We start from the raw sequence: 19,494 nt of genomic DNA, 5'->3' as shown, positions 1-19,494 counted from the left end.
TTTTCAGATGTCCGCTGCTCTTCGAGCCCCTTCGTTACTTGCGATGCTGCGCGGCAGCGCCGAGCTTCACCCGGCGACTGTCGCTGTCAAAGATGCCAATCGTCAGCTCACCTATGCGGAGCTCCTCGACGAGGCGCACCGCCTCGCCGCATACCTCGTCGAGCTTGGTGTTCGTCCGGGTACGCCGGTAGCAAGCTGCCTGCCGCGCGGTGTCGCGGCCGTGGTGACCCACGTCGCGGTGCTCACCGCTGGTGCGGTGCATGTTCCCGTTGCTCCCACGCACCCCGACGCGCTGCTGCGGCAGCTACTCAACGGTGTCAAGGCGCGGTATCTCGTGGTGGAGCGCGAACGCGACGCTGTCGGGGACGCCCGGCAAGTCATCCTCGACGATCCGGCGATTCGCCGGTCGTCACCCGATGAAGCATGGTCCGAGCCTCCCATGGATGCCTTGGCCTGTGTGATTCACACCTCGGGCAGCACGGGGCGGCCAAAGCCGGTGGCCTTGTCCCACGGCGCCGTCGCCAACTCCACCTATGCCCGTTTGCACCGCTACGGCGAGGGGATCGGCGAGTTCGCCTTCGTCTCACCGATGACCTTCGACATCTCCCTGGCGGGTATCTGGTGGACGTTCGCCACCGGCGGAACGCTCCGGATGCTCGCGCCCGACACTGCTGGGCTGCTCGGCGAGTTCGCCGACGCGCTGTCCGCCGGTGCCACCACACACACGTTGCTCACCGCGTCGCTCTACCGCGCCGTTCTGTCCTCTGTGGACAAGCCTGCGCCTGGGCTGCGACAGGTCGTGGTATGCGGTGAACCGTGTCCTGCCGAGCTCGTCGACGAACACTACCGGCGAATGCCCAATGTGGAGCTGACCAACGAGTACGGTCCCACCGAGGCGGCCGTATGGTGCGCGGGCGCGACTCTCCATCCCGGCGAGGACGTCGTCATCGGAACGCCCGTGCTGAACACGGACGTCCTCGTGCTGGACGGCGACCTGCGGGTGTTACCGCCAGGCGAGTTCGGGGAGCTGTGCATTGGCGGCGCCAACCTCGCCGAGGGCTACGTCGGCTTACCGGAACTGACCCGGACAGTCTTCGTGCCGCACCCGGCCGACCCCTCCCGCCGGATCTACCGCACTGGAGACGTAGGGCGGTGGCGTCCAGACGGCCAGCTGGAAATCCGCGGCAGGCTCGACGAACAGGTGAAGGTGAACGGTCATCGGGTCGAGCCGGGCGGCGTGGCTGCCGTGTTGCGCGGTGCCTCTGACATCCGGGATGCGGCCGTCGTCAAGCGTTCTGACCGGTTGGTCGCATACATCACTGCCGAGTCCGGGGATATGTCACAGACCGAGGCGCTGTATGCCGCGCTGCGGCAGCACGCGAACCAGCTGTTACCCGAGTACGAACGCCCGGCGACCTATGTCCTGGTTCCCAGTCTGCCGCTGACCGCCAACGGCAAGGTCGATCATGCGGCCCTGCCCGAGCCACCGGTTACGCGACCGGAGCTGAGTACCGCCTACGCGGCTCCAGCGCTTTCGGACGAGCACCGAGTCGCGGCGATCTTCGCCGAACTGCTCGGCGTGCAACCCATTGGCCTGCACGACGATTTCGTCGAACTGGGCGGTGACTCGCTGCTGGCCGCCCGCGCCGCGCACCGCATCGGTGACGAGTTCGGCGTCCACGCACCGATCAGGATCGTGTTCGAGCAACCGACGGTAGCGCACCTGGCGGCCTGGCTGGCCACCGCGCCCGCTCGCAGCCGACCCGCCACTGCCAGTTCACCGCAGGAGGCTCCGGCAGGCCGGTTACCGCTCACCGAAATGCAGTCCGCGGTCTGGGCGCACGACCAAGCATCGGGCTGGAACGTCGTAGCCGGGCCGGACTTCACCCTGTCGGCCACCTACCGGATCAACGGCACGCTCGACGTCACGGCGTTGGGCGACGCGGTCGACGAACTGGTCAGCCGGCACGAAGCGCTGCGAACTTCGCTGCAGTTGCGGCCTGGTGAGCAGTGTCAGCTGATCGGACAGCCGTCAACCGGGCTGCTGCGCACGGCAGGGCCGCGGACCAGGTTGGCGGATCTGTTCCGGGCCGAGCCACTAGAGCTGGCGTCCGGGCGGGTTTTCGCGGCCGACCTGATCAGCTTCTCGGATGTTGAGCACCAGTTATCGTTGCGGGTCCAGCACATGATCGCGGACGACTGGTCGCTTCATCTGATCGAGCGCGAGCTAAGCCAGCTCTACGCGGGCATGCTGGCCGGCCGTGCCCCGGGGCTCGATGCGGCGCCCAGCTATCGGGCCGCGATCAGCCAAGCCGCGCCCGCGCCGAGCGCCGCCGACCTGACGTACTGGGCCGAGAAATGCCGTGGCGCAAGACCTGTCGAACTCGTTCCCAACGAGCGTCTGCGAAGATCCAAAGAGCCCCACCGGGTCAGGGTCAACAGTGTTGTCGTGCCCGCTACCGGCTTTCTCCGGCTGGTACAGGCCAACCGGGTGACGCTACACACCGGCCTGTACGCGATGATCCATGCGCTCGTGGCCGCCGACACCGGTGCGCAGGAGGTGCTGCTGAACACCGTCAATGCGGCGCGGCGCAGCGCCGAGCTGGAGCGGACCGTGGGGGTCTTCGTCGACACGGTGCTAGTTCGCCAGCGGGTCCTCCCAAATCTGTCCTTTATAGATAGCCTCCGACTGGCGGCCGACGAACTGAACACGACCTATTGGCACGCCGATGCCACGATGCCCGCCCTCTGCGCGGAGCTTCCGGACCTGCTCGCCGTGGCCGCCAAGTCGCAGCCGGTCGTCTTCGAGACGCTGGCGCCGGTGGCCGGCCTGCAGTTGAAAGGCTGCTCGATCCAGCGCAGCGACCCATACCACGTCGACTACGACGGGCTGCCATACCGATTACCGGTGGGGCTGAACATGATCGCCAGACAGGAGGGAACCATGCTGCGGCTGGCCGCATTCCACGATACCGCCTTCCTGCCCGCCAAGTATGTGGACGGCATGTTGCATCGGATGCGAGAGATCGTCCTAGCTTATGACCAGCACGGTGACCATCCGATGGACCGTCTGGTACCGGCCGACACATGGGTGCGTGAATTATGACGACGACCGCACATTCCGTAGTAGGTGACGTCCGTTCCGCCGTCGACGCGCTGCTGGAGGATTTCCTCACGCACCAGGAGCAGCGGGCGGCCACACCGCAGGTCTCACTGTTCATCGAGTGGCTCCGGGGTTGTCTCGCCGGCGGTAAGCGCTTGCGCCCGGCGCTGTGCTACAGCGGTTGGCGTGCGGCCGGCGGGACCGGCGCCCCGGCCGATGTCATACACCTTGCCGCGTCCTTGGAACTATTCCACGCCTTCGCGCTGGTACACGATGATGTCATGGACGACAGCGACACCCGTCGTGGTCGCCAGACCCTGCACCGGCAGATCGCTACCCGCTATCCGACCCATCCGGCGTCCGAACAGTTCGGCCGTCATACCGCGATTCTGCTTGGTGATCTCATCCTTGGCTGGTCGTATGAGCTGGTGCACGGCGCGGAACTCGACCCGGCCAGGGCGAGCCGGGTCTGGCTCTTGCTCAACGCCATGCGCACCGAGACCCTAAGCGGTCAGTATCTGGACCTGCTCTCGACCGGCGTACTCGATGACGATATGGAGGGCGCCCTGACGGTCGCCACGTACAAGACGGCCAAGTACACCGTGGAGCGTCCGTTGCAGCTCGGATCGATTCTCGCGGGGGCGGGGCAAGAGATGCTCGACACCTGGACCGCCTACGGCATACCGGTGGGCGAGGCCTTCCAGCTCCGCGATGATCTGCTCGGTGTCTTCGCCGACCCGGCCGATACCGGCAAGTCCGCCATCGACGATCTGCGCGACGGCAAACACACCGTCCTGCTCGCATTGGCCTGGAAGCGAGCCGACGCCGATCAGCGAAGCCGGTTACGTGCTCTGATTGGCAACCCGGATCTGGACGAGACCCACGCGGCAGAGATCAGACATATCTTCACCGTCACCGGTTCCCGCGCAACCGTCGAGGAAATGATCGTTCACCGCTACAACGCGGCACTGGCGGCCTTACAGGCCGCGCAGCTACCCGCAGAGGACGACGCTGTCCTGCGCGAGTTAGCCACTCGCGCGACACAGCGCGGACATTGAAAGGAAAGAACCGATGGGGCTGTCCGGCATTATTGATCCGGCGAGACCGTGTCCGGGACTTGTCCCGGGCATGCGCGCCAGCCTTCCGGCGATCGCACAGCGCTTCTCCTGCGATTTCCATCCCGACTACTACGAACTCATCCAACGCAATGAGCAGTGGGTTGTGCAGGATCTGTGCCCCGGTGACACCGAATGGGCACAGGCCACGTTGGACATGCTGGGCAGCACCCTGGTGTGCACCGGTTACCCGAGAGCGGACCGGGGTCGGCTCCTCGATATCTGCAACCTGTCCACCTGGTGGTTCATGGTCGATGACCAGTTCACCCGGATTGTGACCGACCCCGACGCGCCGGAGAACCTCCGCAAGCAGCGCGGCGCCGAGTACGTTGAGGATCTGTGGAGACTAGTGGTCGGCGAGCCAACGCGCACACATCGATGGCCGCCAGAGGTGATCCGCGAACTGGTCGATCGGATCAGGGGACGAACAACGCCGGAGTTCTTCCAGCGCATGGTCGAGGCCATGAGCACCTGGCAGGTCCGTGGGCTCGTCGCCGAGCTGGACGCTCCGGACGCCACCGACGAGGACCCGCTCCAGGCATACCTTCGGTTGCGCGTGGACAGCGCGGGACCGTCCAGCTTCATGGTTTTCGCCGAATACGTCCTGGAACTCGACCTGCCATCCGAGATTCGCTCCAACGGGCTGATCAAGGAATATGAGCGGCTCATAGCCGAACACTGGATCCTGCCCAACGACCTGCTTTCCTTCCGCAAGGAATGCTTCCGGGGCGACCACACCAACTTGGTCTGCCTGCTCCGCCGAAACCAGGGACTGTCTTTGAATGATGCTCTTGCGGCGGTCGCCACGCTGATCAACGACCGGCAGGAACGGGTCCTGAAACAATATGACGAGATCATGGCCACCGAGCTCGGGAAACGGGAAGAAGTGCGGATGTACCTGGACGCTCTCCAGGCGATCGGTGCCGCCAACCAGCGGTGGAGCTATCTGACACCCCGCTACCACGGTCCCAGGTTCCAATGGAACGGCGTACTCTCCGGCGAACTCCGGCTGTTCCCCACCCACACCCAGTTTCCCGGGGTCAACGCGCAGCTATAACGACGGTCAGGCGCTGCGCACCCTGGCGACCGCGCGGTAAAAAAAGTTCGCCAACGACAAACATCAACAACTCACTCGTGATTGGCAATGCCTCACGCCAGGTCCGTACACGCTTCGGTTCAAAGATCACTCAATACCCCTCAACAACGGTCTTTGATGTCGATGCGGCCGTCCCAATCTACGGTCTGATCTGGACAGGTCCTCGGACGCCCAGCGGTATTGGTGCGCCGACAGTCCTCGTTCGACCGACCGCGATTGCTTTCCATCGCCGACATTGGTGAGGAGGACGGCGTGCGTTACGGCTTCGCCATCGATCAGCGGACCTGCATCGGGTGCCACGCCTGCACCGTCGCGTGTAAGACCGAGCACGAGGTGCCGGTCGGCCAGTTCCGCACCTGGGTCAAGTACGTCGAGTCCGGCGATTTCCCGGCCACCACGAGGGATTTCGGCGTGATGCGGTGTAACCACTGCACGGACGCGCCGTGCGTGCGGATCTGCCCGACGAAAGCGTTGTTCAAACGCGACGACGGCATCGTCGACTTCGACCGGGCACGGTGCATCGGCTGCAAGGGCTGCATGCAGGCGTGCCCGTACGACGCGATCTACATCGACGAGGACACCCACACGGCCGCCAAGTGCAACTTCTGCGCCCACCGGGTCGACGAGGGCCTGGAACCGGCGTGCGTCGTGGTGTGCCCGACGCACTCGATCTGGGTGGGCGATCTGGACGATTCCGGCAGCGGAATCGCCAGGCTGGTCAACGAGAATCCCGTCCAGGTGCGGGCACCCGAGCAGAACACCGGTCCGAACGTCTTCTACCTGGGTGCCGACCGGGCCGTCTGACCTGCCCGTCGACCCGGTCAGCCGCGCCCGCACCACGCTGAACACGGCGCACCCTCGCCCGTGGGGGTGGCGAGTGACGACCTACCTGTGGACCAAGGCGTTCGGTGCCGGCGCACTGCTGGTCGCGGCGCTGGCGCGGTTTCTCGGGGTCGACCTTGGCCTGCTGGGCACGGTCGTCGCGCCGGCGCTCGGTGTCGTCGGCGTGGCCGTAACCGGGGTTCTGCTGGTCTGGGACCTCAAGCAGCCCAAGCGGTTCCTGTACCTGCTGCTGAAGCCCAACCCGACATCGTGGCTGGTCTGGGGCGCAGTGGTGCTGGGCGTGTTCGCCGCCATCGCGACCGCCTGGCTGTGCATGGGCGTGCTGACCGCCGCGGGGGTAGTCAGCACGCAGACCGCCGAGGTGGTGCTGGACCCGCTGGCCTGGGCGGTGGTACCGGCAGCGGCGTTGACCGCCGGCTACACCGGATTCCTGTTCGGCCAGGCCGAAGGGCGCGACCTGTGGCAGTCCCCGCTGCTGTTCTGGCACCTCATCGTGCAGGCCGTGATGGTCGGTGCCGGTGCGCTGCTGCTCTTCGCCTTCCTCGACCCGTCCGGCGAGTCGGTTGCGCTCGTCGCCCGCAGCCTTGCGATCAGCACCCTGCTGCACGTGGCGATGCTGCTGCTGGAGTACTTGGGCCGGCACCCGACCCGCAATTCCCAGGCTGCCGCGCACATGGTCACCCACGGCCGTTACGCACGCGTGTTCTGGGCTGGTGGCGTCGCGCTCGCCATCGTCGCCGCGGTGGCGGCCGCAACCGGGTGGCAGGGCACGTCCGTAATGCTCCCGGTGCTGGCGGGTGTCGTGGTCCAAGCCGCGCTGCTGGCCTACGAGAGCGTTTTCGTGCGCGCCGCCCAAGACGTTCCGCTGTCCTGAATCGGGAGAGGAATCGCCCATGCACGACGAGCAACCGCGCTCCGAACCGGTGCTGCCCGGCGCGCGGAACCACGAGCATCTGCGCAACTTCCCGCCGGTGTCGACCTGGGACGACCACGTCGAGTACGACGCCAAGGCGCATCCGCGAAAAGTGCCCCACGCCTACACGCTGGTCCCCACCACCTGCTTCAACTGCGAAAGCGCCTGTGGCCTGCTCGCCTACGTCGACAAGGACGATCTGTCCATCAAGAAGCTCGAAGGCAACCCGGCGCATCCCGGCTCACGCGGTCGCAACTGCGCCAAGGGACCGGCGACGATCAACCAGCTCAACGATCCCGAGCGAATCCTGCACCCGCTCAAGCGCACCGGTGACCGCGGCGCCGGGCAGTGGCAGCGGGTCGGCTGGGACGAGGCGCTCGACGACATCGCCGCCCGGATTCGGCAAGCCATCCTGGAGAATCGCCACGAAGAGGTGATGTACCACGTCGGGCGGCCCGGCGAGGACGGATTCGCCGAGCGATTCCTGAACGCCTGGGGCGTCGACGGGCACAACAGCCACACCAACATCTGCTCGTCCGGCGCGCGGTTCGGCATGACGTTGTGGGCCGGTTACGACCGCCCGTCGCCGGATTACGCCAACGCCAACGTGATCCTCCTGCTGTCCTCACACCTGGAAACCGGGCACTACTTCAATCCGCACGCCCAGCGGATCATGGAGGGCAAGCAGGGCGGCGCGAAGCTGATCGTGCTGGACCCGCGGATGTCCAACACCGCCTCGCACGCCGACACCTGGCTGGCGCCGTGGCCGGGCAGTGAAGCCGCCATCCTGCTGGCGGTGGCCGCACACCTGCTGCGCACCCGCCAGGTCGACGAGGCCTTCCTTCGACGCTGGTTCAACTGGAAGACCTACCTGCGCGAACTGCACCCCGACGCGCCGTCGGACTTCGGGACCTTCCTCGACCGCCTGGAGTCCGACTACGCCGAATACACCTTCGATTTCGCCGCCCAGGAAGCGCGCGTCCCGGCAGCCAAGATCGCCGAGATAGCGGAGACCGTGGCCGCGTGCGGCGGCCGGCTGGCCTCACACATCTGGCGTTCGGCGTGCGCCGGCAATCTTGGCGGCTGGCAGGTCGCACGCGCGCTGTGGTTCGTCCTCGCGCTGACCGGCAGCATCGGCGCGAAGGGCGGAACGAGCCCCAACGGCTGGAACAAGCTCATCCCGCACGGGCCGGCGATGCCCGCGCCGCACGACCACTGGAACGAGCTGACCTGGCCCCGCGAATACCCGTTGTCCACCAATGAGATGTCCATCCTGCTACCGCACTTCCTCGCCGAAGGCCGCGGTCGCCTGGATGTCTACTTCTCCCGCGTCTACAACCCGATCTGGACCAACCCCGACGGCTTCACCTGGATGCAGCAGCTCACCGACCCGGACAAGGTCGGCCTGCACGTCGCGCTGACCCCGACCTGGTCGGAAACCGCGGAGTTCGCCGACTACGTGCTGCCCATGGGGCACGGTGCGGAGCGTCATGACACGCACTCCTACGAGACCCACGCGGGCCGTTGGCTGGGCTTTCGCCAACCGGTGCGCCGGGTCGCGATGGATCGACTCGGCCGCGACTACACCGACACCCGGGACGCCAACCCCGGCGAGGTGTGGGAGGAGAACGAGTTCTGGTTCGAGCTGTCCTGGCGCATCGATCCGGACAACGCGCTGGGCATCCGCAAGCACTTCGAGTCGCCGTACCGGCCGGGCGAGAAGATCACCGTCGACGAGTACTACCGCTGGGTGTTCGAGAACCAGGTGCCGGGCCTGCCGGAGAAGGCCGCAGAGCAGGGCATGACGCCGCTGGAGTACATGCGGCGCTACGGCGTCGTGGAAATCGACCACGACGTGTACCGCCAGGACGAACGGGAGCTCACCGACGCCGACCTGCACGGTGCGCAAGCCGACGAGGACGGGGTGTTCCGGCGGCCGGTGACGCTGGAGTCCGCGCCTCCGGTGGTCGGTGAGGCCGGTTCCGTCGGCGTGCGGCACGACGACGGTTCGGTCACCGCCGGATGGCTCACCCCGTCGCGCAAGCTAGAGGTGTACTCGACGACGATGCGCGACTGGGGCTGGCCCGAACACGCCACCCCGGGATACATCCGGTCGCACGTCGCTTACGGTGAGATCGACATCGCGGCCGGCGAGCTCGTGCTGGTGCCGACCTTCCGGCTGCCGACGCTGATCCACACCCGGTCCGGGAACGCCAAGTACCTCAACGAGATCAGCAACACCCACCCGTTGTGGCTGAACTCGGCCGACGCCGGACGCCACGGGGTCGGCACCGGCGATCTGGTGCGCATCGGCACCGGGATCGGCTACTTCGTCTGCCGGGTCTGGGTGACCGAGGGGATCCGGCCGGGCGTGTGCGCTCTATCGCACCACATGGGACGTTGGCGCCTGCACCCCGGCGAAGGCAGCCGGTGGGTCGCCGGCATGGTCGAGCTGTCCCACCCGCACGGGGAGCACACCTTCCTGCTGCGGCACAAGACGGGAATCGCACCGTTCGACTCCGATGATCCGGACTCCTCACGCATCCACTGGCAGGACCCCGGCGTGCACCAGAACCTCGCTTTCGGGGTGCAACCGGACCCGTGGTCGGGCATGCACTGCTGGCTGCAGAAGATCAGCCTGAGCCCGGCCCGCCCAGAAGACCGCTACGGCGACGTCTACGTCGACACTCGGCGTTCCCGCGAGGTGTACCGGGAATGGCTGGCCAAAACCCGTGCCACGCTTGGCCCCAACGGCCAGCGCCGACCAGAGTTCCTGATGAGGCCAGTACCACCGGTACGCCGAGCCTTCCGCGTCTGACATTATAGGTGTTCAAAGTTGGTTTGCGTAGCGGGTGGGGGTAGCGGAACCTCAGACGCCGCCTGGGACTCCGGGATCCCCGACTTACGTAATGCCCAATACGCGGCGCTGGGGCTGTCCTCGCCAGACGACGTCTGAGCCGTTTAGGACCCTGTGGGCAGGCGGTGCAAGCGGAATCCCACACCGCAAGCGGCTTACGCCGCTTATAAGACAGACCCTAGGAAGGTAAGCCGATGTTGTTGAAACACAAGGCAGAACGCCACACGGACAGCCAGTTGGTGCGCGCCGCGGTCGGTGCCGTGCAGGACCCGGAACTGCATCGCGGACTCGCCGAGCTGGGCATGGTCCGCGACGTCGAGGTGGACCGCCGGGGCCGAGCGCGCATCGACATCGCCCTGACGACCTCGGGATGCCCGCTGCGCGAGTCACTTCGAGAAGCCATCACCACGGCCGCGACCGCCGCCGGCGCTATCGCGGTCGAGGTCGGTTTCAGCTCCATGTCGGAGCGGGAACGCATGGTGCTGGCGCGCGACCTCCGCGGCGCGCGGCCGCGCGGACTCCCCGAGCAGACCCGGGTCTACGCCGTGGCCAGCGGCAAAGGCGGCGTCGGCAAGTCCAGCGTGACGGCGAACCTCGCGGTCGCCCTGGCTCGGTCGGGACAGCGCGTCGGCGTGCTCGACGCCGATGTGTGGGGCTACTCGATCCCGCACCTGTTCGGCGTGCGGCGCAATCCGGTCGCCTTGAACGGGATCATGCTGCCGGTCGAGGCTCACGGCGTGCGGTTGATGTCGGTCGGGTTCTTCGTCGAGGACACTGAACCCGTGGTGTGGCGTGGACCCATGCTGCACAAGGCGTTGGAGCAGTTCCTGGTGGACGTGCACTGGGACGATCTCGACGTGCTGCTGCTGGACCTGCCGCCGGGCACCGGCGACGTGGCGCTGTCGCTGCTGGAACTGGTGCCGCAGGCCGCGCTGCTGGCAGTGACCACGCCGCAGCCCGCCGCGCAGACCGTCGCCGCCCGCGTCGGCCGGATGGCGCGCGACCAGCGGATGCCGATCGCCGGTGTCGTGGAGAACATGTCCGAGCTCGTGTGCGGGTCGTGCGGTGCCGCCACACCCCTGTTCGGCGCCGGCGGCGGCCACCGACTCGCGGAGCAGCTCGACGTGCCGTTGCTCGCGCAGGTGCCGCTGGATATCGCCATGCGCGAAGCGGGCGACGCCGGGATTCCCGTGGTGGCGCGCGATCCCGATGCGCCGTCCGCGACGACTATGGCGAAACTCGCGGCGGAACTTCCCGTGGTGCGGCGCGGCCTCGCGGGGGTGCCGCTGCCGCTGTCAGTAGTGTGAGCGACGGCCGGCGCGCCGGGACCGCGTCGCCACCCCGACCAGGTCCCGCACCGGTCCCAACAGCTGATGGCCGGACCGCCACACCGCGCGGATCACCCGCCGCATGTCGATGCCCTCGACCGGGACTGCGACCAGCCGACGCTCCACGAGGTCCCCGGCCACGGCGAGCGAGCTGATCACCGCCGGTGCCACCCCCGCCGCGGCGGCAGAACGGACGGCGGTCGTCGAGGACGCCTCCAGCAGCGGCGGTGCCAGCGGTCCGAAGGCGGCGAGCACCCGCTCCAGCGTGTACCGCGTGCCGGAGCCCGGTTCCCGCTGGATCAACGGGGTCGCGACCAGTTCCGCCGCCGGTACCGGGGTGCGCCGACGACTCCAGGGGTGGCTGGGCGCCACCACCACCTCCAGCCGGTCGGCGGCCACGTCCTGGCTGTCCAGTCCCTCGGGCACCGACGGGCCCTCGACGAATCCGAGGTCCACCTCGCCGCCGAGTACCAACCTGGCCACTTCGGCCGAATTGGCGAGCCGCAACGACACCTTGAGCTCCGGCGCCTGTTCGTGCAGCACGACCAGCCAGCCGGGCACCAGGTACTCCGCCGCGGTCATGCTCGCCGCGACACCCAGTTCGTGCGCACGCTTCTCCCGCAACGCGCTGATCCCCGCGTCCAGGACCGCCGCGGACTCCACGATGTCGCGGGCCCAGTCCGCGACGAGCGCGCCGGCCGGGGTCAACCGTGAACCGGAGGTGGAACGCTCCAACAGCGGCACCCCGACCAGTCGCTCCATATAGCGGATCCGGGAGCTCACCGCGGGCTGCGAGATACCGTGTTCCTTGGCCGCACGGTTCAAGCTCCCTAGCCGTGCGACGCTGAGCAGCATTTCGAGCGCGCCGATCTCCGGCATCCGGGGCGACAGCGGTGCCACATCGCGCATCCTACGAGCCGCAAGCCGTGTTGGACACCTTCGAGTGCCCGATCGACTCGACGACGACCTCGGGACTCGCGCGGCTGATGCGGGACTCGGCGAGCTGCCGCACAAACGCATGGTCGGTCATTCCGCGCTGCTGACCCAGTCGACGTCACGGAAGGTGCGGTCGGTGAGCATGCGGCGGTCGAGGTCCGGACGGCTCGCCGAGCTTTCCCACCTCACCCGCGCACCCTAAATGCCCGCATTGTGCACATTTGTCTCGACGACACTTGGCTTACTCGCCCGCGGGCCCCGTGACCGGGACTGAGTTCCGCGGTTCCGCATTGCTCGCGGCGTTCTCCGCGTCATGGTTCCTGGTCGTCCGCATGAGAAGCACCGAGGCGATCGTCCGGACTTGGCAGGCCACGACGAAGAGCACGACGAGCCAGGGCGAGCCGTTGCTCGCGGCCACGAGGGCAGTGGCGATGAACGGGGTGGTGCCGCCGAGGATCATCACATTGATCTCACGGGACGCCGCGATCGCGGTGAACCGATAGCGAGTCGCGAAGAGTTCGGAGAGGAACGCTCCTTGGGAACCGGGCATCGCGCTTTGTCCGACGCCGTAGGCGATTCCCATGGCCATCAGCACGAGGCCGGCCTGCCGGGTGTCGAGAAGCAGGAAGTAGAACGGCATGTAGAGCGCGGTGAAGACGGCGCCGCCCAGCAGGACCGGCCAGCGCCCGAAACGATCCGCGAGGAGGCCGAACAGCGGCACGGTGACGACGCTGGCGCCGGTCGCCACGACGACGCCGAGTGTCGCCACCGTGGCGGACATCTCAAGCGTGTTCTTAACGTAGCTCAGCGAGAACGTGTTGACGAGGTAGCCGGCCACGTTCAGGCCGGATCCGCACAGGATGCCGACGATCAGCTCGGGCGGACTTTCCTTGATCGCGCGCAGCAGTGGGATCTTCTGCGGCTCCGTCGTCTCCATGCCGATTTTTGTCTTTACCTCAACGAATTCGGGGGTCTCCTCGACACGGCGACGGATGAAGATGGCGACGCCGAAGATGGCAATGCTGGCAATGAACGGGATTCGCCAGGCGCCGCCCGGCAGGGCGTCGCGGGGGATCGCGGCCAGGAGGCTGAACAAGCCGGTGGACAGCACGAAGGCCAGACCGACGGATGCCTGGGAGAACGACGTGTAGAAGCCGCGTCGATTCCGCGGCACGTACTCCGCGACCGCGGTGACCGCTCCGGCGAACTCGGCGCCGGCTCCGATGCCTTGCAGCAGGCGGGTGAGTACGAGCAGGATCGGCGCCCAGATGCCGATCGACTCGTAGGTGGGCGGCAGACCGACCGCGACCGTGGCCACGCCCATGAGCGTGACGGTGAAGACCAGGATGGGTTTGCGGCCGATCCGGTCGCCGACGTGCGCGGCGATCAGCCCGCCGAGTGGTCGCACGAAGAACGCGACGGCGAAAATCGCGAAAGACGCGAGGGTTCCGCCGACCGAGCTCTGCTGCGGGAAGAACAGCGGCCCGAAGATGAGCGCGGACGCCGCCCCGTAGAGGGCGAAGTCGTACCACTGTTGACCCACGGCGCTGTGCGCTGGTGTTTTGAGCGGAAACAGCTTCTCACCTGCGACGATCACTAGTCAAGCTGCGTCAGGCTCCGTCACACTGCGTCAGGTTCCGACCGTTCTAGGGCTTCAGTGCACACACTTCCCCCACAGTTCACCCCCACGCCTTGGCACTTCGGCCGGGCGGGTTTTCGTGTCGCAGCGAGTCAAGGAGAGCGATGGTCACCCGCGCTCGGTACGCTGCCCTCTCGGGTGGCCACCCGCTCTACAAGAAAGCGCCCACCCCCGATTCCTCTGCTATCGGGGGCGGGCGCTTCTCTTGTGTGGAGCGAACTCAGAGGTCCGCGTTACCGGCCTTCACATTCTCGATGAAGGTGGCCCACTGCTTGGAGCTGAAGACCAGGCGGTCTTTGCGCTCCGGGTCTTTGGTGTCCTGGACACCAGCGAAGCCGGGGATGAGCGCCGCTTCAACGCAGGCGTCCTGCGTCTGCGAACGGCTGCGCTTAAACCACTGAGCGCCCGAGTGCGGCACGGGGCCGACGAGCGACCTGTGGTCGCAACCGGCTTCACCTGTGCTGGGTGCTCCCGTCTTCAGCTATCGAACCAAACACGCGGGCGTAACGGCCTGGCGGGCGCTCGTCCGGCTCGGCCACACGCGGAAGCGGTTGCGTCGTATCCAGCTCATCAACCACGCGGCGAGCGCCCATCAACCGCCCGCCATGCCGGAGCCGTCGCGCACCGTGCACGTCATGCCTGTCCGGTAACCCTCAACAGAGAAGCACGCGAGTCGAATGAACGTCGAAGAGTTCAAGGCCGAACTTACGGCCATACCCGAGGAAATCCTCAGCGAGATCGTCGGTCCGCTCATGGAGATCGAGGACAAGTTCGAACGGCACTACATCCACTTCAAGATGCGCACTCACGGTATTACCGATCCTGGCGGCCGCATTACCGAAACGTTGGGCCTGCTTGCGCAGGCCAAGCAGGACACGGCCGATCTCATCGGCTATGAGGACCGGGTTCGCACAGCGATTCAATCCTACGTATCCGGGCTCTGAACGAGGAACGTCCGTGGACACATTGGAGGCAGGACCGTGTACGAACTCATCGCTAGCCCTTATCCCGGTGGGTCACCTGGTCGTCAGTCCTGGCCAGGAGGGAGGGATCAAGCTCGGCGTAAACAAGTACGCGGAGCTGCGGGACGCCGCCACCACTGATCCGGTGCCTGGCTGGCTGGCCAGTCCGCCCATGCTCTGTGGGGCGTGGACGTGGCCGGGAAGGCGGCCGGGGACACGATCATGGTGCGCCCGGATACCCCGTACGGTTACGCCCGCGCCAGCTACGAACTCAGCCTCGGGTGCAACTACGACTGTGATCACTGCTATCTCGGTGAGAAGCTGTTTGCGGGCATGGAATGGCGCGACCGTGAACGGCTCCTGGACATCATGGCCAAGGCCGGGGTTCTCTGGCTTCAGCTCACCGGAGGTGAGCCGCTGATCGATCCCCTGTTCGCGGAAACGCTCGCCTACGCGTACGGGCTGGGGATGATGATCCAGATCTCGTCCAACGGGTCGCGCTTGTATCAGGGGAAGACACTCGACCTTCTGAGAACCTACCGGCCGTACCGGCTGACGCTCAGCCTCTACGGGGCGACGGAGGAGTCCTACGACGGGATGACCCGGAGCAGGGGGGCGTTCAAGAGGTTCATGCGCGGGCTTGAAGCCGCCCATGAGGCCGGGCTCAAAATGCGGATCAATATCGTTGTGAGCAGGCACAACGCGCATGAGCGCAACGAGATGACGGCGATAGCCGACCGCTACGGCATCCCGTCATTCGAGTACACCAACATCACGCCGACTATTCACGGCACGGGCGAAGTGCTCCCCAGCCAGGCGAACGAGGTGTTGCGCAGGCACGACCCCTACACCGGGTGCAACGCGGGGATCACGCACTTCCACGCCGACCCCCACGGGATGGCCAGCATCTGCAAGGTCGGCCGGGAAGCGCAGGTGAACCTGCTCGAAGAGGGTGTGGAAGGTCTCCGGAAGCTCGCCGTGATCGGCGACCGGCTCACCACCCGTCACGGCGGGTGCTCGGGCTGCACCCTTCAAAAATCTTGCGGGACGTGTATGCCGCTGGCGAATCTCTACCGGCAGGCACAGGCACCCCTAGAGACCTACTGCCAGCACGGCAGTAGTGGCCCGCTGAGCGCGAAAGGAGGTGAATCATGACCGCTGTTGCCGTCGAACTGCTCCCGGCTCCGCCGGAGTCCGACATGCTGGACCCGGACGCCGTGGAACTCACCGGGGAAACCGATGGTCTCATGACGATGTGCGCGTGCAGCTCATCCAGCGACGCCCCCTACCAGTGATCGAGTGACCAACCGCTGCTGGCGACCCGGTGATCATGCCGGGCCGCCCGCCCTATTCAGCAGGGACCACCGTTGGCAAAACGTATCCAGTGGGCCGACTTTCCCGGCTCTCTCATCGAGTCGATCAGTGCCCGGACGGGGCCGATCATTGCGGGACGCGCCGTGACTGACGGGCAGAACTCGCCGCTAGCCGCCGTGCTGGAGACCCGCAACGGCCGGGTATTCGCGAAGGGCTTGCCGTCTGATCACCGGATGGTCATCACTCAGGCTCGTGAGGCCGCCGCCGCGCCGCTGGTCAAGGGGATTTCCCCGGAACTGCTGTTTTGGTTCGACGAAAACGGTTGGAAAGTCAACGGTTTCGAGCATATTGACGGCCGGTCGGCGCACTACCAGCCGGGCTCACCTGACATTGATCTGGTGGTTGATCTCATGGGCGTTTTGAGCGCCATTGAGATCCCGGCTGGTCCTGGTCCGTGGAAGCCCATAGAAACGCGCATGCGGACCTACGTCGATGATCCTGCCGACGCGAAGATTTTTGCCGGGTCGGCACTTACCCACACGGACTGGGTGCCGGACAACATCCTGATCTCACAAGGACAGGCGTGGCTGATCGACTGGGCATGGGCGACCCCGGCGCAATCCTGGACCGACCCGGCATTCTGGCTGCTGCGACTCATGGCCCGTGGACACAGCATTGCGCAGGCCGAAGCGATCGCGGCACGACTTCCCGCCTATGCCGTCGCTGATCCTGAGCATGTTGCCGTGTTCGCCCACGCGAACATGAACATGTGGAACGAGATTGATCGGGATCACCCCAGCCCGTGGGCAACGACGATGGCGGCGACCGCCCGCGCATGGTCCGAGAGCCGACGGGGCGTCTCGCGCCGCTGATCCCGATCCTGTTTTCACAGTTCAGAGGCATGATCCCCTATCGCCGGCGATACCCGCAGGGGTTGATCTTGAAACGGGGTGTCGGGGGCGCCCGGCATGATCGCGCCGACCGGCGAACGCGGCAACGATCGGGGGCTCATGTCTGCGTTGGAAGAGGTCGACCAGGGGTTAGCGAACGCCGTCGGCAAACTCGACGTGGCGCTCCCCCAGATGGACCAAGCACTCACAGCGTGGGAGGAGGGGCGAGACGCGCTCGTTTGGGCGTTCACGGGTTCCACCGACCCGGAGGCGGCCGAGGCAGTCCAGACGCAGGAATGGGCGATCGAGACGCTGACGGAGGCACGGCGGATGTTGGCGGCGGTGCGGGAACGGATCGAGCAGTATCGCCGGAGCATCGGTGCGGGGGCGAGCTCGGCCGCCGGGAACACGCCGCCGCAACCGGAGCGCCCAGCCGCGCCGAAGCCTCCGCCGAACGCTGTCGGTGTCGACGGGTCGGAGTACCCAGCGGCGGCGGCGTGGGCGGTCGACGAAGGCTTACCGCCACGTGTGCAGCGTGGCGCGGGCTCGCCGACGGTCGGCTACGTCCGTGTGAACGGGCTCCCGACGCGGGTTCAGTCCGGGGCTGACGGATTCTCGGACATGGTCGACCAACGCCTACAGGAGATCGGCGTTCGCCGCCCGCTTGACCTGCGACGGCACGTCGAAATGAAGATCGCGGCGATGATGACCCGGACCGGTGATCAACATCAGGAAGTCGTGATCAACCACGCCCCGTGTGGTTCGGAGCCGGGGCAGACACGGGGATGCCATGACATGCTTGAACGGTTCTTGCCACGGGGGCGCTCGATGACCGTGCACGGAACGACGGCCGACGGGAAACCGTTCAGCCACACCTACCACGGGAAGGGATCATGACGGCGAGTACGAGCGATCTGCTACGGAGCAACGACATCGATGTTCGGCAGCTTCCGCCGGATGTTGATCTGGTCGACGCAATTCGGCAACTGAGCCAAGATCCGGAGCTCGGCTGTCCTTGGTCGTGGACGTTGTCGAACCTCCGCGATGATCTTCCGTGGTACGAGCAACCGGCGTTGTCGGTGGGCGTTCGCGACTCCGAGACGGGCGCGCTCGCCTGGCAGGATCAACCGCCGATGGTTCCGGCGAACGGAACCAATGCGGAGCCGATCGACTACTGGCTAGGCGGGCTTCACCACACGCCGATGGACGCGCACACGGAGGTGCCGATCGAGCTCGTACTACGGGCCGTCGCCGAGTACGTACGCACTGGCGAGCGCCCGACGTGTGTTGAGTGGATCGCGGCGCGCTAACACGTAGAGAACGCCCCCGGTCTCCCCGCGAAGCGAGCACAACGCGGGAGACCGGGGGCGTTTCGTATGCCCGGCGCAGCTAATACAGGGCGGGTCGCCGAGCGTCCCTCACTCGGCGAGTCTGGTCGATGGCGGCGCAGGTACGAGGGCTGTCCTGTCGGCGTCGCGTGGGCGGGCAGCCGGGGTAACGCGGCGGCGGGTCCAGATCGTCAGCGCCACGGAGGCGACCGCGCTCACGCCGGTGATGATCGCGTTGATGGTGGTGCTGTCGATGGTGATCCAGCCAAGCGCCACGAACGTCCCGAGAACCATGCGGGCACCTTCCGCCACTGCGGCCGGCTCGACCTGACTCAGCATCGGCTCGGACGGGCTCGTGTGCTCACTCATGGCTCGCCTCCTGTTCGAGTTGGGCGCGGTCGTCGGCAACCGTGTTGTCCGGGGCACGACCCGAGATGTTGACGTCAACGCTGACTACGCCTTCCTGGAGTGCTTCTCGCACGGCTGCCTTGATGCCTGCCGCATCGGTGTCGCGGTGCTGTGCGTAGGCGTCGGCCAGCGCATCGAACGCTGCCAGGAGCGCACCGAGCTGCTGGGCGGCGTTGTAGCCGTAGGCGTCAGCGTTGGCGAGGTACTGACGTGGCGGGGCTTCGTAGTCGGAGTTCTGCACCGCGCTGCGGATCGGCGCGTATGCGGCGTTGACGAGATCCACGAGCATCGCCACGACCGTGCGGGGTCCGTTGGTGGTGCCCCAGCCTTGGATCTGCCCCTGCGGCCCTCGGGGGCCGAGCAGTTCGTTTTGGATTGTGAACAGGGCGGCGCGTTCGTCGGGTTGCAAGTCGTCCTCCGGTGCCCGGGGTCGTGGTGCCGCCGAGCATGGGCAGGTTCCACGGCCGAGTGTCATCGCAGATGGGGCTGTCCATCACGGACAGGTGCAGGTGCTTGGTGTGGGGGTTGCTGCCGGTGTAGCGGACCCAGCGCCACGGGCTGTACTGCGGCCGGGTATCCAGGATCAGGCCGCTGGCGATGATGTATTTGATCCGCGGGTCACGGGAGGCGACCAGCTCGTCGGACAGCCGGCCAATGTCCACCCTGGCGTTGGGATCGTGCGTGAAATCGCGTGCCGTGACGATGCCGGGGCCGTACCACGGGTTGTGGTCGCTGTCGGTGCTAGCGTGCGCGGCGTCTCCG

Annotated in this window: 18 protein-coding genes; 13 read left to right on the top strand and 5 right to left on the bottom strand. The window is 66.6% G+C overall.

Annotated features, from left to right (window positions below):
* The first annotated feature begins 7 nt into the window (after positions 1-7).
* The 7 genes from BJ970_RS36235 to BJ970_RS36210 all read left to right on the top strand — a co-directional run bounded on the left by BJ970_RS36235 (position 8) and on the right by BJ970_RS36210 (position 11,234).
* Positions 8-3,106: a non-ribosomal peptide synthetase gene (locus BJ970_RS36235; protein ID WP_184732982.1), complete on the top strand. Its 3,099-nt coding sequence runs from the start codon at positions 8-10 to the stop codon at positions 3,104-3,106.
* The gene (locus tag BJ970_RS36230) at positions 3,103-4,161 is read left to right on the top strand and encodes a polyprenyl synthetase family protein (RefSeq protein WP_184732980.1); all 1,059 of its coding nucleotides are present in this window, start codon (positions 3,103-3,105) and stop codon (positions 4,159-4,161) included. Before BJ970_RS36235 ends, BJ970_RS36230 begins: the two co-directional genes overlap by 4 nt.
* Before the next feature lie 70 nt (positions 4,162-4,231).
* Positions 4,232-5,275, top strand: a complete 1,044-nt coding sequence (locus tag BJ970_RS36225; RefSeq protein ID WP_184732978.1) for a terpene synthase family protein — start codon at positions 4,232-4,234, stop codon at positions 5,273-5,275.
* A 291-nt stretch (positions 5,276-5,566) separates the two neighbouring features.
* A complete protein-coding gene (locus tag BJ970_RS37470) occupies positions 5,567-6,118 on the top strand; it encodes a 4Fe-4S dicluster domain-containing protein (RefSeq protein ID WP_221468589.1) in 552 nt (183 codons plus the stop codon).
* Positions 6,099-7,031: an NrfD/PsrC family molybdoenzyme membrane anchor subunit gene (gene nrfD / locus BJ970_RS37465; protein WP_221468588.1), complete on the top strand. Its 933-nt coding sequence runs from the start codon at positions 6,099-6,101 to the stop codon at positions 7,029-7,031. Before BJ970_RS37470 ends, nrfD begins: the two co-directional genes overlap by 20 nt.
* Positions 7,032-7,050: 19 nt before the next feature.
* Positions 7,051-9,888: a molybdopterin-dependent oxidoreductase gene (locus BJ970_RS36215; protein ID WP_184732976.1), complete on the top strand. Its 2,838-nt coding sequence runs from the start codon at positions 7,051-7,053 to the stop codon at positions 9,886-9,888.
* Positions 9,889-10,121: 233 nt separating this feature from the next.
* A complete protein-coding gene (locus BJ970_RS36210) occupies positions 10,122-11,234 on the top strand; it encodes an Mrp/NBP35 family ATP-binding protein (RefSeq protein WP_184732974.1) in 1,113 nt (370 codons plus the stop codon).
* Here the strand turns inward: BJ970_RS36210 and BJ970_RS36205 are convergent.
* The 3 genes from BJ970_RS36205 to BJ970_RS36195 all read right to left on the bottom strand — a co-directional run bounded on the left by BJ970_RS36205 (position 11,223) and on the right by BJ970_RS36195 (position 14,248).
* On the bottom strand, positions 11,223-12,155 hold the full coding sequence (locus BJ970_RS36205; protein WP_312864651.1) for a LysR family transcriptional regulator: 933 nt from the start codon (positions 12,153-12,155) through the stop codon (positions 11,223-11,225). The genes BJ970_RS36210 and BJ970_RS36205 overlap by 12 nt on opposite strands.
* 277 nt (positions 12,156-12,432) lie before the next feature.
* Positions 12,433-13,734, bottom strand: a complete 1,302-nt coding sequence (locus BJ970_RS36200; protein ID WP_184732970.1) for an MFS transporter — start codon at positions 13,732-13,734, stop codon at positions 12,433-12,435.
* Positions 13,735-14,050: 316 nt separating this feature from the next.
* A complete protein-coding gene (locus tag BJ970_RS36195) occupies positions 14,051-14,248 on the bottom strand; it encodes a DUF397 domain-containing protein (protein ID WP_184732968.1) in 198 nt (65 codons plus the stop codon).
* A gap of 259 nt (positions 14,249-14,507) precedes the next feature.
* On the opposite strand from BJ970_RS36195, the gene BJ970_RS36190 reads away from it, so the two are divergent.
* The 6 genes from BJ970_RS36190 to BJ970_RS36165 all read left to right on the top strand — a co-directional run bounded on the left by BJ970_RS36190 (position 14,508) and on the right by BJ970_RS36165 (position 18,306).
* Positions 14,508-14,774, top strand: a complete 267-nt coding sequence (locus BJ970_RS36190; RefSeq protein ID WP_184732966.1) for a hypothetical protein — start codon at positions 14,508-14,510, stop codon at positions 14,772-14,774.
* A gap of 204 nt (positions 14,775-14,978) precedes the next feature.
* Positions 14,979-15,947, top strand: a complete 969-nt coding sequence (locus tag BJ970_RS36185) for a radical SAM protein (RefSeq protein WP_221468587.1) — start codon at positions 14,979-14,981, stop codon at positions 15,945-15,947.
* Entirely contained in the window at positions 15,944-16,087 is a 144-nt protein-coding gene (locus BJ970_RS36180) for a hypothetical protein (RefSeq protein WP_184721980.1), read from the top strand. The genes BJ970_RS36185 and BJ970_RS36180 overlap by 4 nt, the downstream gene beginning before the upstream one ends.
* 72 nt (positions 16,088-16,159) lie before the next feature.
* Positions 16,160-16,978 carry a protein kinase family protein gene (locus tag BJ970_RS36175; protein ID WP_184732964.1) on the top strand — a complete coding sequence of 273 codons (819 nt, stop codon included), beginning with the start codon at positions 16,160-16,162 and terminating at the stop codon, positions 16,976-16,978.
* Between the two features lie 96 nt (positions 16,979-17,074).
* A complete protein-coding gene (locus BJ970_RS36170) occupies positions 17,075-17,893 on the top strand; it encodes a DddA-like double-stranded DNA deaminase toxin (RefSeq protein ID WP_184732962.1) in 819 nt (272 codons plus the stop codon).
* Positions 17,890-18,306 (top strand): Imm1 family immunity protein, encoded by a 417-nt coding sequence (locus BJ970_RS36165; RefSeq protein WP_184732960.1) that lies wholly within the window; start codon positions 17,890-17,892, stop codon positions 18,304-18,306. The genes BJ970_RS36170 and BJ970_RS36165 overlap by 4 nt, the downstream gene beginning before the upstream one ends.
* Before the next feature lie 108 nt (positions 18,307-18,414).
* Here BJ970_RS36165 and BJ970_RS36160 read toward each other — a convergent pair whose 3' ends face one another.
* Together BJ970_RS36160 and BJ970_RS36155 are read right to left on the bottom strand one after the other, a co-directional pair.
* Positions 18,415-18,693, bottom strand: coding sequence for a hypothetical protein (locus tag BJ970_RS36160; protein ID WP_184732958.1), 279 nt, complete (start codon positions 18,691-18,693; stop codon positions 18,415-18,417).
* Entirely contained in the window at positions 18,686-19,141 is a 456-nt protein-coding gene (locus BJ970_RS36155; protein WP_184732956.1) for a hypothetical protein, read from the bottom strand. The genes BJ970_RS36160 and BJ970_RS36155 overlap by 8 nt, the downstream gene beginning before the upstream one ends.
* Positions 19,142-19,494 lie beyond the last annotated feature (353 nt).

The sequence above is a fragment of the Saccharopolyspora phatthalungensis genome, from assembly GCF_014203395.1.
Lineage (GTDB): Bacteria > Actinomycetota > Actinomycetes > Mycobacteriales > Pseudonocardiaceae > Saccharopolyspora > Saccharopolyspora phatthalungensis.
The sequence above is the reverse complement of the archived record's forward strand: the minus strand, read 5'-3'. Positions and strand labels throughout refer to the sequence as shown.